Below are 20182 nucleotides of genomic sequence, written 5' to 3' on the forward strand. Positions count from 1 at the left end.
TCGCAATGAGAAGCACGGATCAGCACGACCCCTTCAATCTGCAACGTTTCATCCAGGCTCAGGACCCGGTGTTCGAACGGGTCCAGCGCGAACTCGACGAAGGCCGCAAACGCAGCCACTGGATGTGGTTTGTCTTCCCGCAGCTCGCCGGGCTGGGCGGCAGCGAAATGTCCCGACGCTTCGCCATCGGCTCGGCCGATGAAAGCCGCGCTTATCTGGATCATCCATTGCTCGGCGCGCGGCTGCGCACCTGCACGCAACTGGTGTTGAATGTGCAGCAACGCTCGATTGCCGAGATTTTCGGCCATCCCGATGACCTGAAATTCCATTCTTCGATGACCCTGTTCGCCCAGTTCGCCGATGAAGACAGCCTGTTCAATCAGGCGCTGGAGCGCTACTTCCACGGCATCCTCGATGAGTGGACGCTGCAACTGCTCGACTCAAAACAGGCCCAGTTGCCCCCCGATCAGGGTTGAGAAGTCGTCGTCGACAAACGGCAGGATCGCGTCCGCCACCGGTTGCAGTTGCCGGGTGATGTAGTGGTCGTAATCGATGGCGGCGCGGCGCACCTCCAGCGGCTCGGGTCCGGCCAGGGTAATGACGTAGCTGATCCATCCGCCGTTCTGGTATTGCCGTGGGCGCCCGTGCTGCGCGTTGTAATCGTCGGCCAGTCGCGCCGCGCGCACGTGTGGCGGCACGTTGCGTTCGTAGTCGTCGAGGGTGCGGCGCAGGCGTTTGCGATAGACCAGTCGATCATCGAATTCACCGGCCAAGGTCTTGCGCACGTAGTCACGCACATAATCCTGATAGGGCTTGCGCTGGAAGATCCTTTCGTAAAGCTCCTGCTGGAACTGGCGGGCCAGCAGCGACCAGTCGGTGCGCACGGTTTCCAGGCCTTTGTAGACCATTTCATCATTGCCGTCGGCGCGGGTGACCAGCCCGGCGTAGCGCTTCTTGCTGCCCTCTTCCGCGCCACGAATGGTCGGCATCAGAAAGCGCTTGTAGTGAATTTCAAACTGCAATTCGAGGGCACTTTCCAGCCCGTATTCTTCGCGCACATGCTCGCGCCACCAGTCGTTGACGTGCTTGACCAGCGCATGGCCGATGTTCGCCGCTTCTTCCTGCCCGTGGGGGCGACGCAGCCAGACGAAGGTCGAGTCGGTATCGCCGTAGATCACTGCATGGCCCTGCTCTTCGATCAGCTTGCGCGTGCGCAGCATGATCTCGTGGCCACGCAGGGTGATCGACGACGCCAGGCGCGTATCGAAGAAGCGGCAACCGCTGGAGCCGAGCACGCCGTAAAAGGCATTCATGATGATTTTCAGCGCCTGCGACAGCGGCGCGTTGTGCTCGCGCTTGGCCGTCTCGCGCCCCTCGGCGACTCGCGAGACGATGGCTGGCAGGCAATGCCTGCTGCGCGAGAAACGTGCGCCCCGGAAACCCGGCACTGACTCGGCATCGTCCGGGTGCTGCAAACCTTCGATCAGCCCCACCGGATCGATCAGAAAGGTGCGGATGATCGACGGATACAGACTCTTGTAATCGAGCACCAGCACCGATTCGTAGAGGCCCGGTTGCGAGTCCATGACGAAACCACCGGGGCTGGCCTGCGGCGGGTTGGTGCCCAGGTTCGGCGCGACGAAACCCTGCCGGTGCATCAGCGGCATGTACAAATGGGTGAAAGCCGCCACCGAGCCACCGCTGCGATCCGCCGGCAGGCCGGTTACGCTGGCGCGTTCGAGCAAAAAGGTCAGCAGTTCGGTCTTGGCGAAGATCCGTGTGACCAATTCGCAGTCCTTGAGGTTGTACTTGGCCAGCGCCGGTTTGTCCTCGGCGAACATGCGGTTGATTTCGTCCATGCGCTGGTACGGATTGTCGATGGACTTGCCTTCGCCGAGCAGGGTCTGCGCGACGTTCTCAAGGCTGAACGAAGGGAAACTCCACGTTGCCGAGCGCAGGGATTCGATGCCATCGATGATCAGCCGCCCCGCCGCCGAGGCGAAGTAGTGGTTGCGACTGCCGTGTTCGCGCCACTGCATTTCTTCGCCGCCGCGGCCGATTTTCAGTGGCACGCCGAGACGTCGCGCGTGTTCGTGGAGGATACGCAGATCGAACTGCACGACGTTCCAGCCGATGATCGCGTCGGGGTCGTGCAGCGCAAACCAGTCGTTGAGCCTCTTAAGAATGACGGTGCGCGAGTCGCAGTATTCGAGGTCGAAGTCGACAATGCTGGCATCGCCGTTCGGCGCGCCGAGCATGTACACCTGGCGCTGACCGCAGCCCTCCAGAGCAATGGAATACAACTCGCCGGTTTCGGTGGTCTCGATGTCGAGCGAGACCAGACGCAGTACGGGTCGGTACTTGGCATCGGGTTTCAATTGGGCGTTGAGCAAAACGCCGTCGGTATCGGCAGTGCCGTTGAACAGTACCGGCGCGGTGATGAAACGCTCCATCAGGTAGCGTTCCGGCGGGCGTACGTCCGCTTCGAAGACATCGACGCCGGCGCGGTTGAGCGCGGTTTCCAGACGCATCAACTGGCCGTGTTGCTGGCAATACAGGCCGAGCACCGGGCGATGTTGGAAATCCTGCAGGGCCAACGGGCGCAGTTCGACGTTCTTTTCGTCATGCAGCAGGCGTTCGGCCGCTTCACGCTGCCCGGCAGGGATAAACGCCACCGACGGCTGATGCGGCAAGCGCACACGACGCGGCCCGGCGTCCGTCGCCAGCCAGAACTCGACTTCAGTGCCCGCCGGCGTATCGCGCCAATGTCGCGTCAGGACGAAGCCCTGCTGTAAATCCACCACTGCGACCTCAGGAATTGAAACAGAGGGGCATTCTACGCTGCCCCTTCATCGCCCGCGTTTTCAGTTTGGAATACTTTGTGGTGGAAGGACTTATCTGTAATGAGAGGATTTATCTGTGGCGAGGGGATTTATCTGTGGCGAGGGGATTTATCCCCGTTGGCCTGCGCAGCAGGCCCAAAAAGAGACAACCGGGTTTTACTGATACACCGTGTCGAATGGTTCTGGGGCTGCTTCGCAACCCAACGAGGATTTATCCCCTCGCCACAGGTCATCTTTCACCGGGTGATGGGCGTTTTTTTTGGAAATGACGTTTTTTGCGTGCTATCTGCCGCTTTGCCACCTTGCCCTGCGCGCTTGCGTCTACGATGCTTGGATAACAACGACAACACCTGAGTAACCGCCATGAAGACCGTCGCCCAACTGCTCAAGCTCAAAGATCAGAAAAATCAGGAAGTGCACCAGATCAAACCTGATCACATGGTGCTCGAAGCGCTGATGAAGATGGCCGAGAAAAACGTCGGCGCCTTGCTGGTGGTGGAAAACGACGAAGTGGTCGGCATCATCAGCGAACGCGATTACGCGCGCAAACTGGTGCTGCATGGCCGCTCTTCGGTCGGTACGCCGGTTCGCGACATCATGGTGGCGAACGTGATCACCGTGGATACCCACCAGACCGTCGACACCTGCCTGGGCATCATGTCCGACAAACGCCTGCGCCACTTGCCGGTGGTGGAGAACGGCAAGTTGATCGGCTTGTTGTCGATTGGTGACCTGGTCAAGGAAGCGATTGCCGAACAGGCTGAGCTGATCAAGCAGCTGGAGCAGTACATTCGCGGGGAGTAACCCCCGACACAGCAAAAATCTCCTGTGGGAGCGGGCTTGCTCGCGAATACGGTCTGTCAGTCAGAGATGTCTGGACTGATACAGCGCATTCGCGAGCAAGCCCGCTCCCACATTTGTTTTGCGTTGTTCAGGCTGGCCAATGCCGGGCGAAGACCGGCGCCAGCACGGGATGCCGGTCAATCCGCTGCAACCACGCATAGAAACCCGGTCGCGCCTGACGCAAATGCTCGCGGCTCCCGGCCCAGCGCGTCACCACGGCCGCCAGTACATCCAGCGCTCCGGGTGTTTCGTCGTCCAGGTACAACTCGCCGGAGAACTCGTCGGCGAACACCTCCCAACTCCAGTGCAAGCGCTCCCGCGCGCCGGCCATCAGGTTCTGTCGCGACGCTTCGTCAGGCATCACCAGCCAGCGCTCGGGATAATCGACAACGCCGATGGCGGCGTAGCAGTTGCTGACAATGTAGATCAGACCGCGAATCGCCTGATCGCGAGCGGCAGCCTGCGCCGGCAGCAAACCGGACTTGGGAAACGTCAGTCCCAGATGAATCAGGATCGCCGCACTCTCGGTGATTGCACTGCCGTCGGGCAACTGCAGGGTCGGGATCTGTTTCATCGGATTGAGCTTGGCCAACGCTTCAGCCGCCTCGGCACTGGCCTCGATATCAATGAAGCGATAAGCGATCTGGCACAACTCCAGCGCCGCTTCAATCGCGGCTGCGCCTGAATTTCTGTGCCCGTAGAGCTGGTACATAGCCGATCCCCCGAATAAAGCCTCTGCCAAGGGTAGATGGCGGAGGGCCCAGTGTAGAAAAAATCTGCGTGTGTATCGGTTTTGGCACGCTTTTCCCATGCATCCGCGACTTGCGAATTCAACCCTCGCAAACAGCGCTCACGGTGCCCATCCCGCACCAAGAGCAATCATCGGACGCTATCCGCGTTCTTGTAAGGTGCGATACCGAATCAAAAGTTCGTGTATCCGAGCTGGCAACAAGGAGTTCACCGCGTGAATCTTCAATCGCTTTGCCGCACTACCCTCTATTTACTCATTCGTGCACAACGCCGGGTTCATCTGAACAATCCCGGCGGCCTTCGCAATTACTTTATTACCTGACATCACGACAGCGCACTGCCTTCGGTAATGAGTTATTAGCCGATGGTTGCGTGCTATTTAATTTTTAAATATGAGTCGAGAGTTTATTTGCGCAAACGCAGATTGATTGAACGGCAACAGGATTGTCGAACAATAACTTCCCGCCTCTTTGCAAGTGCACCAAAACTGTTCCACCGACTTGAATCGCTCAACACTCCAGACATTGATTTCATTTAAACAAGAACAAGGAATATGCCTCGTGATCCGCTAAAACATTGACCTGCACCAATTCAGCCCGCCGCGCACCAGCAAGTGCCCTGGCCGCAAGCCAAGCCGCCGCTCTATTCCGTCAATCAGCCGGATAGTGCGCCCAGCCTGACTCGCCTTTAAGAAAGCTCCGCCAAACGGAGTAACGGGGATCCGTGCTCTAGAGAAAATGGCAACAACGTTAAAACTTATATAAATGCGACATGGGTAACACTGATGAAATAACAACTCTACATTTCAGCAATATCTGGCACAGCCGTTGCTATGTGTAACAGGTATGAGACACCCATAGCGGTCTCAGGCAATAGAAGAACACCAGGGAATGGCTGATGAACACACGAAGTCGATGGCGCTAAGCCATTAAGTTTGCACAAGCCTAATTAACCGGATAGTTCCACTATCGGCTTTTGCACACCCCAAAGAAAGTTGCACCCACCCACTCGAACATCACCCACATGTTCGGACGGCAGCTTATTGCCCTTCATCAACCCGAGGGAGCTTTAATGAACGATGCGGTAAAGCACAGAACCCTGCCGGGGCCGTTGCGGGAAGCGCCGGTCCCGCCGCCACCGGGCAGGCCGGCCTTTAAAGCCAATACCTCACAACCCGGTGGTTTGAACAAACAGCAAATGGTCTTGTTGGTGGCCGTGTCGGCGCTGATACATGGCAGTGCCTGGTGGTTTCTCCAGCAATCACGACCAGAACCGCTGCCAACGCCGCCACAGATCCCGGAAATGACTGTCGAGCTGACCAGCCCGACGCCACCCGCGCCGCCGACGCCGGAACCACCGCCGCCTCCACCACCGCCCGAACCCGAGCAACCAGTGGAAGACGAGGACGCGGTCAAGCCACCACCGAAACCGGTGGAAAAACCCAAGCCCATCGAGAAACCGAAACCGGTCGAGAAACCCAAACCGGTGAAAAAAGTCGAGCCGCCGAAAGCGCCGCCCGCCCCGGCACAACCGGCCGCCCCTGCCGCGCCCGCCACACCAAGCGCGCCACCGGCTCCGGCTCCGGCTCCGGCTGCGGCACCAGGCCCGGTGAAGGAATCAGCAGCAATTTCCGGCCTCGCCAGCCTCGGCAATCCGCCGCCGGAATACCCGTCGCTGGCGCTGCGGCGCAACTGGGAAGGCAGCGTGGTGTTGCGCATTCAGGTGCTGGCCAACGGTCGCGCTGGCTCGGTCACCGTGACCAAGTCCAGCGGCAAGCCGCAACTGGATGACGCGGCTGTCGCGGCGGTGAAGAACTGGAAGTTTATTCCGGCCAAGCGCGGTGACACGCCGATTGACGGCTTCGCCACCCAGACCATCGATTTCAAATTGCCGCAATAACCAACACTCAATCAACGCACAACCGAATAACGCAAGCGAGGTGTAACCATGAACGATTTGTCTTCGATGATTGTCCCCGGTGTGCTCTGGGGTCTGGTGCTGTTTTCCGTGGTCAGCTGGGCGATCCTGCTGGTCAAGTCGGCGCAATACCTGCGCCAGAAAACACAGAACAAACAATTCACCAAAGCCTTCTGGGGCGCGCCGGATCTGCTCACCGCCGCCGAACACGCCAGCCAGTATCCAGGTTCGCTGGCGCGCATCGCCAGCAGCGGTTTCGAGGCGCTGCTGGTGGAAGACTCGCCGCGCACCACGCAACAACTGGCACACACCATCAACCGCTCGGATCGGCTGGAGCGCAACCTGCGCCAGCAGATTCAGAAGGAACGCCGCTCGCTGGAAAATGGCCAGGCGATTCTCGCCAGTATCGGCAGCACCGCGCCGTTCATTGGTCTGTTCGGCACCGTGTGGGGAATCATGGAAGCGCTGAAAAGCATCGGCGAAACCGGTTCGGCCAGCCTTGAAGCGGTCGCTGGGCCTATCGGTCACGCGCTGATCGCCACCGGCGTGGGTATCGCCGTCGCGGTGCCGGCGGTGCTGATTTACAACTTCTTCTTGCGTCGCCTGAAACTCGCTTCGGCGGACATGGACGACTTCGCCCACGACTTCGACGCCCTCGCCTCGCGCAGCGCGTTTTCCATCAGCCGTCAGGCCATCGCCAGCAAAACCACAGCCGCCGTGCGGGAGGCCAGCTGATGTCTTTTTCCACTCAGGACAGCGATGAAGTGCTCAGCGAAATGAACGTCACGCCGCTGGTCGACGTGATGCTCGTGCTGCTGGTGGTGTTCATCGTCACCGCGCCGCTGATGACCAACGCGATCAAAGTGAACCTGCCGAAAACCGACGCAGTCGCCCCCGCCGAGAAAAAGGATCCGGTGGTGGTCAGCGTCGATCAGGACGGCAAGTTCTATCTGGCCAAAACCGAACTGGCCCCGGAATCGCTGGAGGCCAGCCTCAAGGAGGTCAAGGCCAAGGACGCCGAAGTGCGCGTGCAGTTGCAGGCCGATTCCTCGGTGAATTACGGCCAGGTGGCCAAGGCCATGGCGTCTATCGAGCGCTCGGGTATCAGCAAGATTTCGGTGATGACCACCCACTGAGTGCGGTGTCGGGCAGGCCTTAAACACGCCCGACACCGCTGATCGAATCCCGTCGCAACCTGCCGACCGAAAAACGTCGCGCGTCTTCGGAGGGGATCGGCTTGCTTGAAGAAAGTGGTTTTCCGCACGCGGTATCACCGGTGGCGGAGCAATGAGGGCTCACAAGGCCATTTCGATAAACGTCTAATAAAGTCGGAAACAACCATGCTGATGAACACTCCACGCTTCACGCTCAAACCTTTGGTGGCAACCATTTCTCGCCACCGTTTTGTTCCGTTGTATCTGGTGGCCATGGGGATGGGCGCCGGGACCGTGCAAGCGGCCGAGGACGACAACGCTGCCGCTCCGGCCGCTGCGGCGGTGGTTGCGCCCACCACGCAACTGCAACGGGTGGAAGTGACGGGTTCGGCGATTCGCCGGGTCGATGCCGAGACGGCCGTGCCGATCACCATTCTCAAGGCCGATGAGCTGCGTAAACAGGGCGTGACCACCACCGCCGAACTGGTGCAGCGCATCACCGGCAGCCAGTCGATCAACAACAGCGCCGGCTCGGTCGGTGCCGCCACCGGCGGTGCATCGTTCGCCGACATGCGCGGCATCGGCGCGAACAAGACGCTGGTACTGCTCAACGGCCGACGCCTGGCCAACAACGCCTTGTCCGGCACCAACTCGGCCGGCGGCGCGGTGGATCTGAACATGATCCCGTTCGCTGCCATCGAGCGCGTGGAAGTGCTGCGTGACGGCGCCTCGGCCCTGTACGGCACCGACGCCATCGGCGGCGTGATCAACTTCATCACCAAGAAATCCATGACCGACGGCCAACTCACCCTCGGCGGCGAAACCCCGACCCACAGCGGCGGCGGTGCGACCAAAGACATGAGTGCCAGTTGGGGCTACGGCGATCTGGAAGAAGACCGCTTCAACGTACTCGGCGTGTTCAACTACAACAAGCAGCAAAATCTCGACGCCAACGACCGCTCGTTCGCCACCGACTACGCCCCCGGACGCGGTCTCGACCAGACCTCCGGCACCGCGTTCCCCGGCAACTACAGCCAGAACGGCAACGCCACCAACCCGCTGGCCAACAGCAACTGCAACGGCCCCAATCTGATCGCCCGCGATGGCCTGTGCCGCTTCAGCACCCGTGAATTCATCGACCTGGTGCCACAAACCGAGAAGACCTCGTTCTTCGGCAAGACCTCCGGCAAACTCAGCGACGACCACAACGTCAATCTCGAATACTTCTGGTCGCGCAACAACAACGCCACCGCCGTCGGCCCGGCGCCGTTGACCGGTCTGAGCCTCGACTCGTCATCGCCCTACTACCCTGGCAACGGCATCACCCCGGCACCGACGGACTTCGCTCTCGACCCGACGCAACCGATCGATGTGAACTGGCGTGAAACCGCCGCCGGCCCGCGTGAATCGAAAGACCAGAACACCAGCCAGCGCTTTTTGCTGAGTTTCGATGGTCTGGTCGGCGGCTGGGACTACAACGTCGGCGCCTCGTATAACCAGAACAAAATCGTCTCCAGCGTTACCAGTGGTTATGTCAGCGATCAGGCGATGATCAACGGTCTGGCCAGCGGTTTGCTCAATCCGTTCGGCCCGCAGTCTGCTGCCGGCCAGCAGTACATCGACAATGCCGCGTACCACGGCGCCTACTCCACCGCTGTCGGCCGCGTGGCCGGTTTTGACGGGCGGATCAGCCGTGAAATCGGCGACTGGTTCGGGGCCGGCCCGTCCGGCCTGGCGTTGGGTGGCGAGTACCGCAAAGAGAAATTCCATCAGGACTTCGAACAGTTTGCCGGCGATATCCAGAGCCTCGGCATCGACCCGGCGGGCAGCGTCGAGGGTGATCGCAGCGTGAAAGCCGCGTACGCCGAAATCAACGTGCCGGTGCTCGACAGCCTCGAACTGTCGGCCGCCGTGCGCCACGACAAATACAGCGACTTCGGCAGCACCACCAACCCGAAATACTCGTTCCGGTATCAGCCACTCAAAGAGCTGGTGGTGCGTGGCGCGTACAGCGAAGGTTTCCGCGCGCCGTCGTTGTATGAGTTGTATTCGCCGCGCAGCATCACTTACACCCAGGGCTACTACAACGACCCAGTGCTGTGTACCGGCGGCGTGGTGCAACCGGGCGGCAATGGCGGGCGCGATTGCGGTCAGCAGTTCCTCAACCAGATTGGCGGCAACGAAGACCTGGCCCCGGAGAAAGCGCGCAACGTGACCCTGGGCTTCGTTTATCAACCGATCAGCAACTTGTCGGTCGGTCTGGATTTCTGGTGGATTCACATCTCCAACCAGATCCAGCCGTTCCCGGAATCCACCGTGTTTGATCAGGCTGGCAGCTACCCGGATCGCTTCGTGCGCAACGCCGATGGCACGCTCAATTACATCGTCACCGGGAATGCCAACCTCGGCATCGTCGAAACCAACGGTGTCGACGTCTCGCTCGACTATCGCTTTCCGAACACCCCGTACGGCCAGTTCGGTCTGGGGCTGCAAGGCACGTACGTCGACGAGTACGACTTCCAGAGCACCATCAAAGGCCCGTTCACCGACAAGGTCGGCGACTTCAAGGGTGACGGCGTGATCGCCCGCTGGAAACACAACCTCACCGGCAGCTGGACCTTCGGCGCGGCACGGGCGGCGCTGACCAACCGCTTCACCACCGGTTACAACGACTACGACCGCGACACCCACGCACGCGTGGCGTCGTATTCGGTGTGGGATCTGTCGGCCGGTTACACCTTCAACAAGGTGCTGGATGTCGATGCCGGGATGAAGAACGTGTTTGACCGCAACCCGCCGTTCTCCAACCAGGCTTACAACTTCCAGAGCGGCTATGACCCACGCTACACCGACCCGCTGGGCCGTACGTTGTTTGCGCGCATGACGTATCACTTCTAACCCACAACACCAGATGTCTCCCCTGTGGGGATGCTCCACCTGTGGGAGGGGCTTGCTCCCGAAGACGGCTTATCAGTGAAGGATGTGTTGACTGACACACCGCCTTCGGGAGCAAGCCCCCTCCCACAGTTTGATCTGTGTTGTTTCAGGGACTGAGGATTGATCTCATGAGTTTTTTGCGCAACATGGCTGCGCTGCTGTTCGGCGGTGCGTTGCTCTGTAACGTCGTAACGGCACTGGCCGACGGCAGCTACGCGATGACGGTGTACGGCGAGGCGCCGAAGTATCCGGCGAACTTCAAGCATTTCGATTTTGTCGATCCTGACGCGCCCAAGGGCGGTTCGCTCAGCCGCGCGTCGATGGAAATCGGCCAGTACAACTACATCGCGCCGTATGCCGATCAGGGCATTTCCGTGGTGCAGATCAACGACTGGGTGTACGCGCCCCTGGCGTTTCGCTCGCTCGACGAGCCCTACACCGTCTACGGGCTGGTCGCGCAACAGATGGAACGCGATCCTCAAGGCCTGTGGGTGCGTTTCACCCTGAACCTCAAGGCTCGTTTCGCCGATGGCACGCCGATCACCGCCGAAGATGTGCGCTACACCTTCAACCTGCTGATGACCAAAGGCAGCCTGAGCTATCGCCAGCAATACGCTGATGTGCAGGACGTGCTGATCGAAGGCCCTCGGCAGGTGCGCTTCACCTTCAAGAACAACCTCAACCGCACCCTAGCGCTGGATCTGGCGACGATGCGTATCGTCCCCGAGCACTGGTGGAAAACCCGCGACTTCGCCAATGGTGGTGGTTTTGAGCCACCGCTGGGCAGCGGCCCGTATCGGGTGAGCAAGGTCGACGCCGGACGCAGCATCAGTTTCGAACGGGACGCGAATTGGTGGGGCAAAGACCTGCCGGTCAGTCGCGGCATGTACAACTTCGATACCCTCACGGTGAATTTCTACGGCGACACCGACGTCGCCCGCCAGCTGTTGCAGGCCGGTGCGTTTGACTACAACCGCGAGTTTTCTTCCTCCGGTTACGTGGTCGGTTACGACAGCCCGGCGCTGCGTGACGGGCGTTTGCAGCAGTCGATCCTGGCCCCGGAAAAACCCACCGCCGCTCAAGGCTTCGTGTTCAACCTGCAGAACCCGATCTTTCAGGATCGCCGTGTGCGTCAGGCCATCAGCCTGTTGTGGGATTTCGAGTGGACCAACAAGCAGATGATGCGCGGCTTCTACGTGCGCCAGAACAGCTTCTGGCCGAAGAGTGAAATGGCCGCCACCGCGCTCCCGGACGCCGAAGAGCTGAAGATCCTCGAACCGTTGCGCGGGCAGATCCCCGACGAAGTATTCACCACGGTGTATGAGGCGCCGAAAACCGATGGCAGCGGCTACATCCGCGACAAGCAATTGCAAGCCTTGAAGCTGCTCGCCGAGGCGGGCTGGACAGCGAAAAACAATCGTCTGGTCAACGCTGCCGGCGAGCCGCTGGAATTCACCTTCCTCGACGGTCAGGGCGGTTTCGACCGCATGCTGCTGCCGTTCAAGCGCACCCTCGCGCAGATCGGCATCACCCTCAATCTACGGCGCATCGATTCGGCGCAATACGTCAACCGGCTGAATGCCCGGGACTACGACATGATCGTCACCAGTTTCCCGCGCAGTGGCGATCCGATCGTCTCGCCGGGGCGTGAGCTGTACAGCCTCTACGCCTCGCAAAGCGCCACGCAAGTCGGCAGTTCCAACTCGATGGTGCTGGCCAATCCGGCGGTCGATCAACTGATCGACGGGTTGGTGCAGGCCAACACCCGCGAAGCCATGGTGCATTACGCCCGCGCCCTCGACCGGGTGCTGCAATGGGGTTACTACATGATTCCCAACTACTACTCCAAAGGCACGCCGACGGTGTATCAGAACCGCTTCGGCATGCCGCCCGTGCAACCGGCGTACGACGAAGGCCTCAACACCTGGTGGGAGATCTCGGCGAAGCCATTGACCACGCAACAGATGCACAGCCAACTCGCGGGGGGCCAGTGACATGTTGCGCTACCTGAGTCGACGCCTGTTGCTGATCATCCCCACGCTGCTGTGCATTCTGGTGGTCAATTTCCTCATTGTGCAGGCCGCGCCGGGTGGCCCGGTGGAGCAAGCCATCGCCCGCCTGCAAGGCTTCGGCGGACACAGCATGGGTGGCGGTGGCGAGGTGGCCGCGATTGGCGGCGCCGGGCGCAGCAGCCGCGGGCTGGATCCGGCGCTGATCGAGGAGATCAAGCACCACTACGGCTTCGACAAACCCATGCATGAACGCCTGTGGCTGATGCTGAAAAACTACGCGCAACTGGATCTGGGCAGCAGTTTCTTTCGTGGCGCCAAGGTCACCGATCTGATCGCGCAGAAGCTGCCGGTATCGTTGTCGCTGGGTCTGTGGGCGACGCTGATTACCTACCTGATTTCGATCCCGCTGGGCATTCGCAAAGCGATCAAGAACGGTAGCGCGTTCGATATCTGGAGCAGCACGGCGATCATCATCGGTTATGCGATGCCGGCGTTTCTATTCGCGATCCTGCTGATCGTGGTGTTCGCCGGTGGCAGCTACGTCAACTGGTTTCCGGTGCAGGGGCTGGTCTCGGACAACTTCGACAGCCTCAGCACGCTGGGCAAGGTCGGCGACTACCTCTGGCATCTGGTGTTGCCAGTGGCGGCACTGGTGATTGGTGGTTTCGCCACATTGACGATCCTCACCAAAAACAGCTTTCTCAACGAGATCAGCCGCCAATACGTGATCACCGCGCGGGCCAAGGGACTGACCGAAAGGCGTGTGCTCTACGGCCATGTGTTTCGCAACGCCATGCTGCTAGTGGTCGCGGGTGTGCCGTCGGCGCTGATCGAGGTGTTTTTCGCCGGCTCGCTGTTGATCGAAACCATCTTCAACCTCGATGGTCTCGGGCGCATGAGTTACGAAGCGGCGGTGTCGCGGGACTATCCGGTGGTGTTCGGCGCGCTGTTTCTGTTCACCCTGTTCGGCCTGCTTATCAAGTTGATCGGCGACCTCTGCTACACCCTGCTCGACCCGCGCATCGACTTCTCGGCGAGGACTGCCTGATGTTCACACTCTCCCCTCTTGGTCAGCGGCGTGTGGCGCAGTTCAAAGCCAATCGACGTGGTCGCTGGTCGTTGTGGCTGTTTATCGGCCTGTGCCTGATCTGCCTCGGCGGTGAATTGATCGCCAACGACAAGCCGCTGGTGATCCGTTATCACGACGCGTTTTACTTTCCGATTCTCAGCGATTACCTGGAAACCGATTTCGGCGGCGAGCTGCCCTTTCAACCGGACTACGCCAGCAGCTACGTGCACACACTGATCGAAGATCAGGGCGGCTGGATGCTGTTTCCGCCGATCCCGTTCAGCTACGACACGGTCAATTACGACCTTACCGAACCGGCGCCGAGTCCGCCCTCGACGAGCAACTGGCTGGGCACCGACGATCAGGCGCGCGATGTGTTGGCACGGGTGATTTTCGGCACACGGATTTCAATTCTGTTTGCCTTGATCCTGACCGGTATCAGCGCCCTGATCGGCATTGTCGCCGGCGCGTTGCAGGGCTACTACGGCGGCTGGGTCGACTTGCTCGGGCAGCGCGTTCTGGAGATCTGGTCAGGCTTGCCAGTGCTGTACCTGCTGATCATTTTGTCCGGCTTCGTCTCACCGAGCTTCTGGTGGTTGCTGGGGATCATGGCGCTGTTCTCATGGCTGGCGCTGGTCGATGTGGTGCGCGCCGAGTTCCTCCGTGGGCGCAATCTGGAATACGTCAAAGCCGCACGGGCACTGGGCCTGACCGACAGCGAACTGATGCGCCGGCACATTCTGCCCAACGCGATGACCTCCACCCTCACCTACCTGCCGTTCATTTTGACTGGCGCCATCGCCACCCTCACTGCACTGGACTTTCTCGGCTTCGGCATGCCGGCCGGCACCGCGTCGCTGGGCGAGTTGATCGGTCAGGCCAAGCGCAATCTGCAGGCACCGTGGCTAGGGCTGACGGCGTTTTTCGCCCTGGCGCTGATTTTGTCTTTGTTGGTTTTTATTGGTGAGGCATGCCGCGATGCGTTCGATCCACGATCTTGATCCCCGGAGCTGACATGAAAGACCATTTGATCGAAATCCGCGACCTGCGCGTCGCCTTCGCCGGGCAGGAAGTGGTGCACGGTTTGAACCTGGACATCCGCCGTGGCGAGTGCCTGGCGCTGGTCGGTGAATCCGGTTCCGGCAAGTCAGTGACCGCACATTCGATCCTGCGCTTGTTGCCGGGCAAGAACGTCAGCAGCAGCGGCTCGATCAGCTACAACGGCGTCGACTTGTTGCAGGCCAGCGAGCAGCAGATGCGCGGTTTGCGTGGCAACCGCATCGCGATGATTTTCCAGGAGCCGATGACCTCGCTGAACCCGCTGCATACCGTAGAAAAGCAAGTCAGCGAAGTGCTGGAAATTCACAAGGGTTTGAAGGGGCGCGCTGCCCGCGAACGGACGTTGGAGTTGCTGGAACTGGTCGGCATTCGCCAACCGCTGCAGCGCTTGAAAGCCTATCCGCACCAGCTCTCCGGTGGCCAGCGGCAACGAGTGATGATCGCCATGGCGCTGGCCAACGAGCCCGAGCTGTTGATCGCCGACGAGCCAACCACCGCGCTGGATGTCACGGTGCAGCAGAAAATTCTCGAACTGCTGATCGAGTTGCAGCAACGTCTCGGCATGTCGCTGTTGTTGATCAGCCATGACCTCAATCTGGTGCGGCGCATCGCTCAGCGAGTCTGCGTGATGCGTCATGGCGAGATCGTCGAACAGGCCGATTGCGAAACGCTGTTCCGTGCGCCGCAGCATCCGTACAGCCGCTTGCTGATCGAGGCCGAACCGAGCGGCGCACCGGTGGCCAGTCAGTACGATCACAACCTGCTGGAAGTCGATGACCTGAAAGTCTGGTTCCCGTTGCCCAAGGCATTGTTCAGTCGTCAGCAGGATTACATCAAAGCCGTGGACGGGGTCAGTTTCACCCTGCAACGCGGCAAGACGCTGGGAATCGTCGGTGAGTCCGGTTCAGGCAAGTCGACGCTGGGTCAGGCGATCCTGCGGCTAGTGGAATCGGAGGGCAATATCCGCTTCGGCAACAAACATCTGAGCCTGCTCAACCAGCGTTTGATGCGGCCGTTGCGGCGGCAGATTCAGGTGGTTTTCCAGGACCCGTTCGGCAGCCTCAGCCCACGGATGTCGGTGCAGCAGATAATTGCCGAAGGGTTGCTGACCCATGGCATCGGCACTGAAGCCGAGCGCGAGGCGGCGGTGATTCGCGTGCTGGAGGAGGTCGGCCTCGATCCGCAGAGTCGCCATCGTTATCCCCACGAATTTTCCGGTGGCCAGCGCCAGCGCATATCCATTGCCCGAGCGCTGGTGCTGGAGCCGGCGCTGATTCTGCTCGATGAACCGACGTCGGCGCTGGATCGCACGGTGCAGAAGCAGGTGGTCGAGTTGTTGCGACAATTGCAGATCAAGCATGGGCTGACGTATTTGTTCATCAGCCATGATCTGGCGGTGGTGCATGCGCTGGCGCATGACTTGATGGTGATCAAGGATGGCAAGGTGGTTGAGCAGGGATCATCGCGGGACATTTTTGCAGCGCCGCAGCATCCTTACACCCGGGAACTGCTGAAAGCCTCCGGCCTGAAGTCCGACCCAGAACCCTGTAGGAGTGAGCCTGCTCGCGATAGCGGTATTCCAGTGACATAAGTGTCGGTTGACACGACGCCATCGCGAGCAGGCTCACTCCTACAGGGAGATTAACGGGTTTGAAATTTATTTTTCGGGTACTGCATCCAATTGCCTCCGCCACGGGTAGTCCCTGTAACAGCCCTCTTCGGCTGCCAGCGGTCTACCCTTTCGGAGAAACAACTGATGAACATCACTAAGCTGATCTGCCTCACCGGTTTGCTCGCAGCCACCTCCTCGGCGTTCGCTCAAAGCGGTCTGCCCGATAGCATCAAAGTCCCGGATGGCCACAAGGTCGCGATGGAAACCACCGGGGTCGGTGAGATCACTTACGAATGCCGCGACAAGCCCAATGCGGCCGGACAGACCGAATGGACGTTCGTCGGCCCCAAAGCCGTGCTCAATGATCGCAGCGGCAAACAGGTCGGCACCTACTTCGGCCCGCCGGCCACTTGGCAGGCCAAGGACGGTTCGAAAATCACCGGCACGCAACTGGCCGTGGCACCGTCGAGTCCGGGCAATCTGCCTTATCAACTGGTCAAGGCCAACCCGGCCGAGGGCAAAGGCGCAATGAGCGGCGTGAGCTACATCCAGCGCGTTGCACTCAAGGGCGGCGTGGCACCGGCAAGCGAATGCACGGTCGCAAACAAGGGCAAGCAGGAAGTGGTGAAGTATCAGGCCGATTATATTTTCTGGGCGGCGAACTGAGGTCACAGGCTCACACAATATTCGGCTACTGTGGGAGGGGGCTTGCTCCCGAATTCGGTGTGTCAGTGAAAGGGATGCTGGCTGACACACTGCCTTCGGGAGCAAGCCCCCTCCCACAAAGGCAATCCAGAAGGGAACCCAAACGTGCAATTCACAGGGCTGCCTACAAGGAAATTCTGGTTGTCTGGATGTTTGCGGAATGTGAGCTAGATTGCACGACATGTCATTGCCTGAAACCGTGTTCGACTATGAAGCCCGTCTCGCCGCCTGTGCCCGCGGCGAGCGCTCGGCTCTGCGCGATTTGTACGTGCAGGAAGGCCCGCGCCTGCTCGGCGTGGCCAAGCGTCTGGTGCGTGACACGGCGCTGGCGGAGGACATCGTGCATGAGGCCTTCATCAAGATCTGGAACGGCGCCGCCGGGTTTGACCCGGCGCGCGGTTCGGCGCGTGGCTGGATGTTCAGCGTGACCCGGCATCTGGCACTGAACCTGCTGCGTGATCAGGGTCGGGAAACGCCGTTCAGCGAAGAACATGAAGTGCCCGCGCACGACGATGATGCCTTCGAGGCCCATGCGCATTCGGCACGCATCCATCGCTGCCTCGAACAGCTCGATGCGCAACGCCGGCGCTGCATCCTTCACGCCTACGTCGACGGCTACAGTCACGCGCAGATATCCGCTCGCCTCGACACGCCGCTGGGCACCGTCAAAGCCTGGATCAAGCGCAGCCTCAACGCGTTGCGGGAGTGCATGGGATGACCACCGAATCGGCGCAGGAACGCGATGAACTGGCTGGCGAATACGTGCTCGGCACGCTCTCGGCCGAACAGCGCATCGAGGTACAGAAACGCCTGGCGCAAGAGCCGCAGCTGCGCGCAGCCGTGGATGCCTGGGAACGGCGGCTGCTGGAGCTGACGGATTTCGCCGCGCCACAACAACCGTCGACGCAGTTATGGCAGCGGATCGAGCGCAGCGTTGAACGCCTCACACAAAAGGCGCCAGCCACTTCATGGTGGAATCTGCTGCCGCTATGGCGCGGTTTAAGTGCTGCAGGGTTGGCCGCGACATTGGTATTGGGCTCGATCCTGCTGACCCAGACCACGCCGAAACCGAATTATCTGGTGGTGCTGGTCGCGCCGCAGGATAAGGCGCCGGGCTGGGTAATTCAGGCCAGCAATGCGCGAGAGATACAGTTGATTCCATTGGGTGTGGTCGAGGTGCCAGCGGACAAGGCGCTGGAGTTCTGGACCAAGGCTGACGGCTGGCAAGGCCCGGTGTCATTGGGTCTGGTCAAGCCGGGGCAAGCGCTGTCAGTGCCGCTGGACAAGTTACCGCCGCTGCAACCCAATCAGCTGTTCGAGCTGACGCTGGAGGGCGCCAACGGCTCGCCGATCGGCAAACCGACCGGGCCGATTCAGGCGATCGGGCGCGCGGTGAAGGTGATGTAAGGCTCTGACGCGGGGCTTGCGGCAATCATCATTGGCGTCGATGTTCACCATTACATCAATGAAGTTCTCATAAAAAATCCCGGGCGTAACATCGGCTCCACACCAACCAACAACACCCCCGGAGCACACCATCATGAAACGCCAAACCATCCTCGGCATCGCTTTTTCGGTTTTCGCAATCAACGCTTTCGCCGCTACCCCGGCCCACACCATGATCGCTGAAGGCGGTTCCGACAAACTGATCGAAAGCCGTGTGGCTGAAGGTGGTTCGGATCGTCTTATCGAACGCCGCGTCGCTGAAGGTGGTTCGGATCGTCTGATCGAACGTCGCGTCGCTGAAGGTGGTTCGGATCGTCTGATCGAACGTCGCGTCGCCTGAATGAATGGCGTTACCGCAACAACCCAGAGAAACCCGGCTGCCGTCAGCCGGGTTTTTTACGTCTGCCTGATTCAGCCGCCCTTGGCCATGCAGCGTTTGTAACGTTCATCCACGCGTTTGGCAAACCACGCCGTGGTGAGTGTTCGGGTGATTTTCGGGCTCTGCAGCACGATCCCCGGCAACACCGCACGCGGCAGCTTTTTCCCCTCCGCTTTCTCCGCCAATTCGAATACCCGTTGATAGAGACTGGTCTCTTCGAACTCCAGGGTTTTGCCCTTTTCCAATTGATCGCGAATGGTCGGGTTGCGCATGCCCAACGACTTGCCGAGGGTGCGTACCGCGAGTTCGGTGGTACCGGGCATGATCGAGTCGTAGCGAATCAAATCACCGTCGAGCGCCAGCGGAATGCCCGAAGCACGGCTCACCGCATTCTGAAACGCCGCATTGCGGCTCGCGTACCAACCGGCATTGAAGTCGGCGAAGCGGTACAGCGGTTCGCGATAGCTGACCGGATAACCGAGCAGATGCGCGATACCGAAATACATGCCGCCACGGCGGCTGAACACCTCATGGCGAATCGTGCCGTCCACCGGGTACGGGTAATCCTTGGCGTGCTGTTCGGCAAATTCGATGCTGACCTGCATCGGCCCGCCGGTGTGCACCGGGTTGAAGCCACCGAACAACGTCCGGCCCATCGGCACCCGACCAATGAAGTCGTCGAAAATCGCACTCAACTCTTTTTCACTGCGCGCCGCACCCAGGCGTTCGCTGTAGGTTTTGCCATTGGTCGAACGCACTTGCAGAGCGCCGCTGACCAGCAGGCTGGGAATATGCACTTTGGCGGCGCGACGGTCGATTTCGTCACGGGCGATTTTGCCAAGGCCGGGAACTGTCGGGTCGGCCTGAAAGGTGGATTCCTGTTCGGCCACAGCAAGCACCGAGCAGAGATTCTGTGTCGTCGGGCTGATGTTCTGTGCGGCGAACGCGGCATAGATATCCGTGGCCCAGCCTTGGCGGTCGGCGGTTTTCGCGGGCATCAGCCGCACGATCTCGGCCTTCACTTCGGCGGGGGCACGGGGTGCAGGCTCGCTGCTGCGCTGACCGGCGCAACCGGCCAGCACCAGCAACGCGGCGAGGGTAATCAGTAATCGAGGGGCGTGCATGTTGCTCCATCCAGTCCGTTGAGCCGGGTTCACCATACGATCAATGGGATTTCACAAGCCAGACTTTCACAGACCTTATGGCGAGGGGATTTATCCCCGATGGGGCGCGAAGCGGCCCCACTTTTGATTTCCAAGGGGACTGCTGCGCAGTCCATCGGGGATAAATCCCCTCGCACAGATACATCCCGTCACCTCCAAGTCCGCCCTCTGACTTAGGTTTCAGCCAGTGATAACAAACTGATTGCAAAACGTTACTGAGAAAATCTATCATTTGCACCTGGAGTCGCATTTGCGCAAGGAGTTCCCGCGCCGCCCTTACTTTTTCTCATCGG

The 20182-nt window shown here is 60.2% G+C and carries 16 protein-coding genes and 1 pseudogene; 14 read left to right on the forward strand and 3 right to left on the reverse strand.

The window, feature by feature from the left end; translation table 11 throughout:
• Positions 1-5: 5 nt before the first annotated feature.
• Positions 6-476 (forward strand): DUF1810 domain-containing protein, encoded by a 471-nt coding sequence (locus F2P67_RS26945; RefSeq protein WP_166226161.1) that lies wholly within the window; start codon positions 6-8, stop codon positions 474-476.
• On the opposite strand, the gene F2P67_RS26950 is transcribed toward F2P67_RS26945, so the two are convergent.
• Positions 441-2801 (reverse strand): DNA polymerase II, encoded by a 2361-nt coding sequence (locus F2P67_RS26950; RefSeq protein ID WP_166226164.1) that lies wholly within the window; start codon positions 2799-2801, stop codon positions 441-443. The two genes, F2P67_RS26945 and F2P67_RS26950, sit on opposite strands and share 36 nt — an antisense overlap.
• 405 nt (positions 2802-3206) lie before the next feature.
• Between F2P67_RS26950 and F2P67_RS26955 the strand changes: the two genes are divergently transcribed.
• Positions 3207-3647, forward strand: coding sequence for a CBS domain-containing protein (locus tag F2P67_RS26955; protein WP_103306656.1), 441 nt, complete (start codon positions 3207-3209; stop codon positions 3645-3647).
• 127 nt (positions 3648-3774) lie between these two features.
• Here the strand turns inward: F2P67_RS26955 and F2P67_RS26960 are convergent, their stop codons facing one another.
• Entirely contained in the window at positions 3775-4398 is a 624-nt protein-coding gene (locus F2P67_RS26960; protein ID WP_166226167.1) for a glutathione S-transferase N-terminal domain-containing protein, read from the reverse strand.
• A 1109-nt stretch (positions 4399-5507) separates the two neighbouring features.
• On the opposite strand from F2P67_RS26960, the gene F2P67_RS26965 reads away from it, so the two are divergent.
• From F2P67_RS26965 to F2P67_RS27020, 12 genes and pseudogenes are all read left to right on the forward strand, one after another.
• Positions 5508-6335 carry an energy transducer TonB gene (locus F2P67_RS26965; protein ID WP_166226170.1) on the forward strand — a complete coding sequence of 276 codons (828 nt, stop codon included), beginning with the start codon at positions 5508-5510 and terminating at the stop codon, positions 6333-6335.
• Between the two features lie 66 nt (positions 6336-6401).
• Positions 6402-7088 carry a MotA/TolQ/ExbB proton channel family protein gene (locus F2P67_RS26970; protein ID WP_425511033.1) on the forward strand — a complete coding sequence of 229 codons (687 nt, stop codon included), beginning with the start codon at positions 6402-6404 and terminating at the stop codon, positions 7086-7088.
• Complete coding sequence (locus F2P67_RS26975) at positions 7088-7489, forward strand: ExbD/TolR family protein (protein WP_166226175.1); 402 nt, start codon at positions 7088-7090, stop codon at positions 7487-7489. The genes F2P67_RS26970 and F2P67_RS26975 overlap by 1 nt, the downstream gene beginning before the upstream one ends.
• Positions 7490-7693: 204 nt before the next feature.
• On the forward strand, positions 7694-10405 hold the full coding sequence (locus tag F2P67_RS26980) for a TonB-dependent receptor (RefSeq protein ID WP_166226178.1): 2712 nt from the start codon (positions 7694-7696) through the stop codon (positions 10403-10405).
• Positions 10406-10572: 167 nt separating this feature from the next.
• Positions 10573-12438, forward strand: coding sequence for an extracellular solute-binding protein (locus F2P67_RS26985; RefSeq protein WP_166226181.1), 1866 nt, complete (start codon positions 10573-10575; stop codon positions 12436-12438).
• A 1-nt stretch (position 12439) separates the two neighbouring features.
• The gene (locus tag F2P67_RS26990; protein WP_166226184.1) at positions 12440-13504 is read left to right on the forward strand and encodes a microcin C ABC transporter permease YejB; all 1065 of its coding nucleotides are present in this window, start codon (positions 12440-12442) and stop codon (positions 13502-13504) included.
• Positions 13504-14526 carry an ABC transporter permease gene (locus F2P67_RS26995; RefSeq protein WP_166226187.1) on the forward strand — a complete coding sequence of 341 codons (1023 nt, stop codon included), beginning with the start codon at positions 13504-13506 and terminating at the stop codon, positions 14524-14526. The genes F2P67_RS26990 and F2P67_RS26995 overlap by 1 nt, the downstream gene beginning before the upstream one ends.
• A gap of 14 nt (positions 14527-14540) precedes the next feature.
• A complete protein-coding gene (locus tag F2P67_RS27000; RefSeq protein ID WP_166226190.1) occupies positions 14541-16175 on the forward strand; it encodes an ABC transporter ATP-binding protein in 1635 nt (544 codons plus the stop codon).
• A gap of 165 nt (positions 16176-16340) precedes the next feature.
• Complete coding sequence (locus tag F2P67_RS27005) at positions 16341-16862, forward strand: DUF3455 domain-containing protein (RefSeq protein ID WP_166226193.1); 522 nt, start codon at positions 16341-16343, stop codon at positions 16860-16862.
• 220 nt (positions 16863-17082) lie between these two features.
• Positions 17083-17619, forward strand: a complete 537-nt coding sequence (locus F2P67_RS27010; protein WP_166226196.1) for a sigma-70 family RNA polymerase sigma factor — start codon at positions 17083-17085, stop codon at positions 17617-17619.
• A complete protein-coding gene (locus tag F2P67_RS27015) occupies positions 17616-18308 on the forward strand; it encodes an anti-sigma factor (RefSeq protein WP_166226199.1) in 693 nt (230 codons plus the stop codon). Before F2P67_RS27010 ends, F2P67_RS27015 begins: the two co-directional genes overlap by 4 nt.
• 133 nt (positions 18309-18441) lie before the next feature.
• Positions 18442-18684 (forward strand): annotated as a pseudogene (locus F2P67_RS27020) (hypothetical protein); the annotation flags it as partial.
• A gap of 74 nt (positions 18685-18758) precedes the next feature.
• Here F2P67_RS27020 and F2P67_RS27025 read toward each other — a convergent pair.
• Positions 18759-19850 carry a DUF1615 domain-containing protein gene (locus tag F2P67_RS27025; RefSeq protein ID WP_166226205.1) on the reverse strand — a complete coding sequence of 364 codons (1092 nt, stop codon included), beginning with the start codon at positions 19848-19850 and terminating at the stop codon, positions 18759-18761.
• Positions 19851-20182 lie beyond the last annotated feature (332 nt).

Source organism: Pseudomonas atagonensis, from assembly GCF_011369485.1.
Classification (GTDB): Bacteria; Pseudomonadota; Gammaproteobacteria; order Pseudomonadales; family Pseudomonadaceae; genus Aquipseudomonas; species Aquipseudomonas atagonensis.

What these genes read in the sequence shown, in the direction of transcription:
- F2P67_RS26945 (WP_166226161.1), top strand. Translation starts at nt 6, where the DNA reads ATGAGAAGCACGGATCAGCACGACCCCTTCAATCTGCAACGTTTCATC.
- F2P67_RS26955 (WP_103306656.1), top strand. Translation starts at nt 3,207, where the DNA reads ATGAAGACCGTCGCCCAACTGCTCAAGCTCAAAGATCAGAAAAATCAG.
- F2P67_RS26960 (WP_166226167.1), bottom strand. Translation starts at nt 4,398, where the DNA reads ATGTACCAGCTCTACGGGCACAGAAATTCAGGCGCAGCCGCGATTGAA.
- F2P67_RS26965 (WP_166226170.1), top strand. Translation starts at nt 5,508, where the DNA reads ATGAACGATGCGGTAAAGCACAGAACCCTGCCGGGGCCGTTGCGGGAA.
- F2P67_RS26970 (WP_425511033.1), top strand. Translation starts at nt 6,402, where the DNA reads ATGATTGTCCCCGGTGTGCTCTGGGGTCTGGTGCTGTTTTCCGTGGTC.
- F2P67_RS26975 (WP_166226175.1), top strand. Translation starts at nt 7,088, where the DNA reads ATGTCTTTTTCCACTCAGGACAGCGATGAAGTGCTCAGCGAAATGAAC.
- F2P67_RS26980 (WP_166226178.1), top strand. Translation starts at nt 7,694, where the DNA reads ATGCTGATGAACACTCCACGCTTCACGCTCAAACCTTTGGTGGCAACC.
- F2P67_RS26985 (WP_166226181.1), top strand. Translation starts at nt 10,573, where the DNA reads ATGAGTTTTTTGCGCAACATGGCTGCGCTGCTGTTCGGCGGTGCGTTG.
- F2P67_RS26990 (WP_166226184.1), top strand. Translation starts at nt 12,440, where the DNA reads ATGTTGCGCTACCTGAGTCGACGCCTGTTGCTGATCATCCCCACGCTG.
- F2P67_RS26995 (WP_166226187.1), top strand. Translation starts at nt 13,504, where the DNA reads ATGTTCACACTCTCCCCTCTTGGTCAGCGGCGTGTGGCGCAGTTCAAA.
- F2P67_RS27000 (WP_166226190.1), top strand. Translation starts at nt 14,541, where the DNA reads ATGAAAGACCATTTGATCGAAATCCGCGACCTGCGCGTCGCCTTCGCC.
- F2P67_RS27005 (WP_166226193.1), top strand. Translation starts at nt 16,341, where the DNA reads ATGAACATCACTAAGCTGATCTGCCTCACCGGTTTGCTCGCAGCCACC.
- F2P67_RS27010 (WP_166226196.1), top strand. Translation starts at nt 17,083, where the DNA reads ATGTCATTGCCTGAAACCGTGTTCGACTATGAAGCCCGTCTCGCCGCC.
- F2P67_RS27015 (WP_166226199.1), top strand. Translation starts at nt 17,616, where the DNA reads ATGACCACCGAATCGGCGCAGGAACGCGATGAACTGGCTGGCGAATAC.
- F2P67_RS27025 (WP_166226205.1), bottom strand. Translation starts at nt 19,850, where the DNA reads ATGCACGCCCCTCGATTACTGATTACCCTCGCCGCGTTGCTGGTGCTG.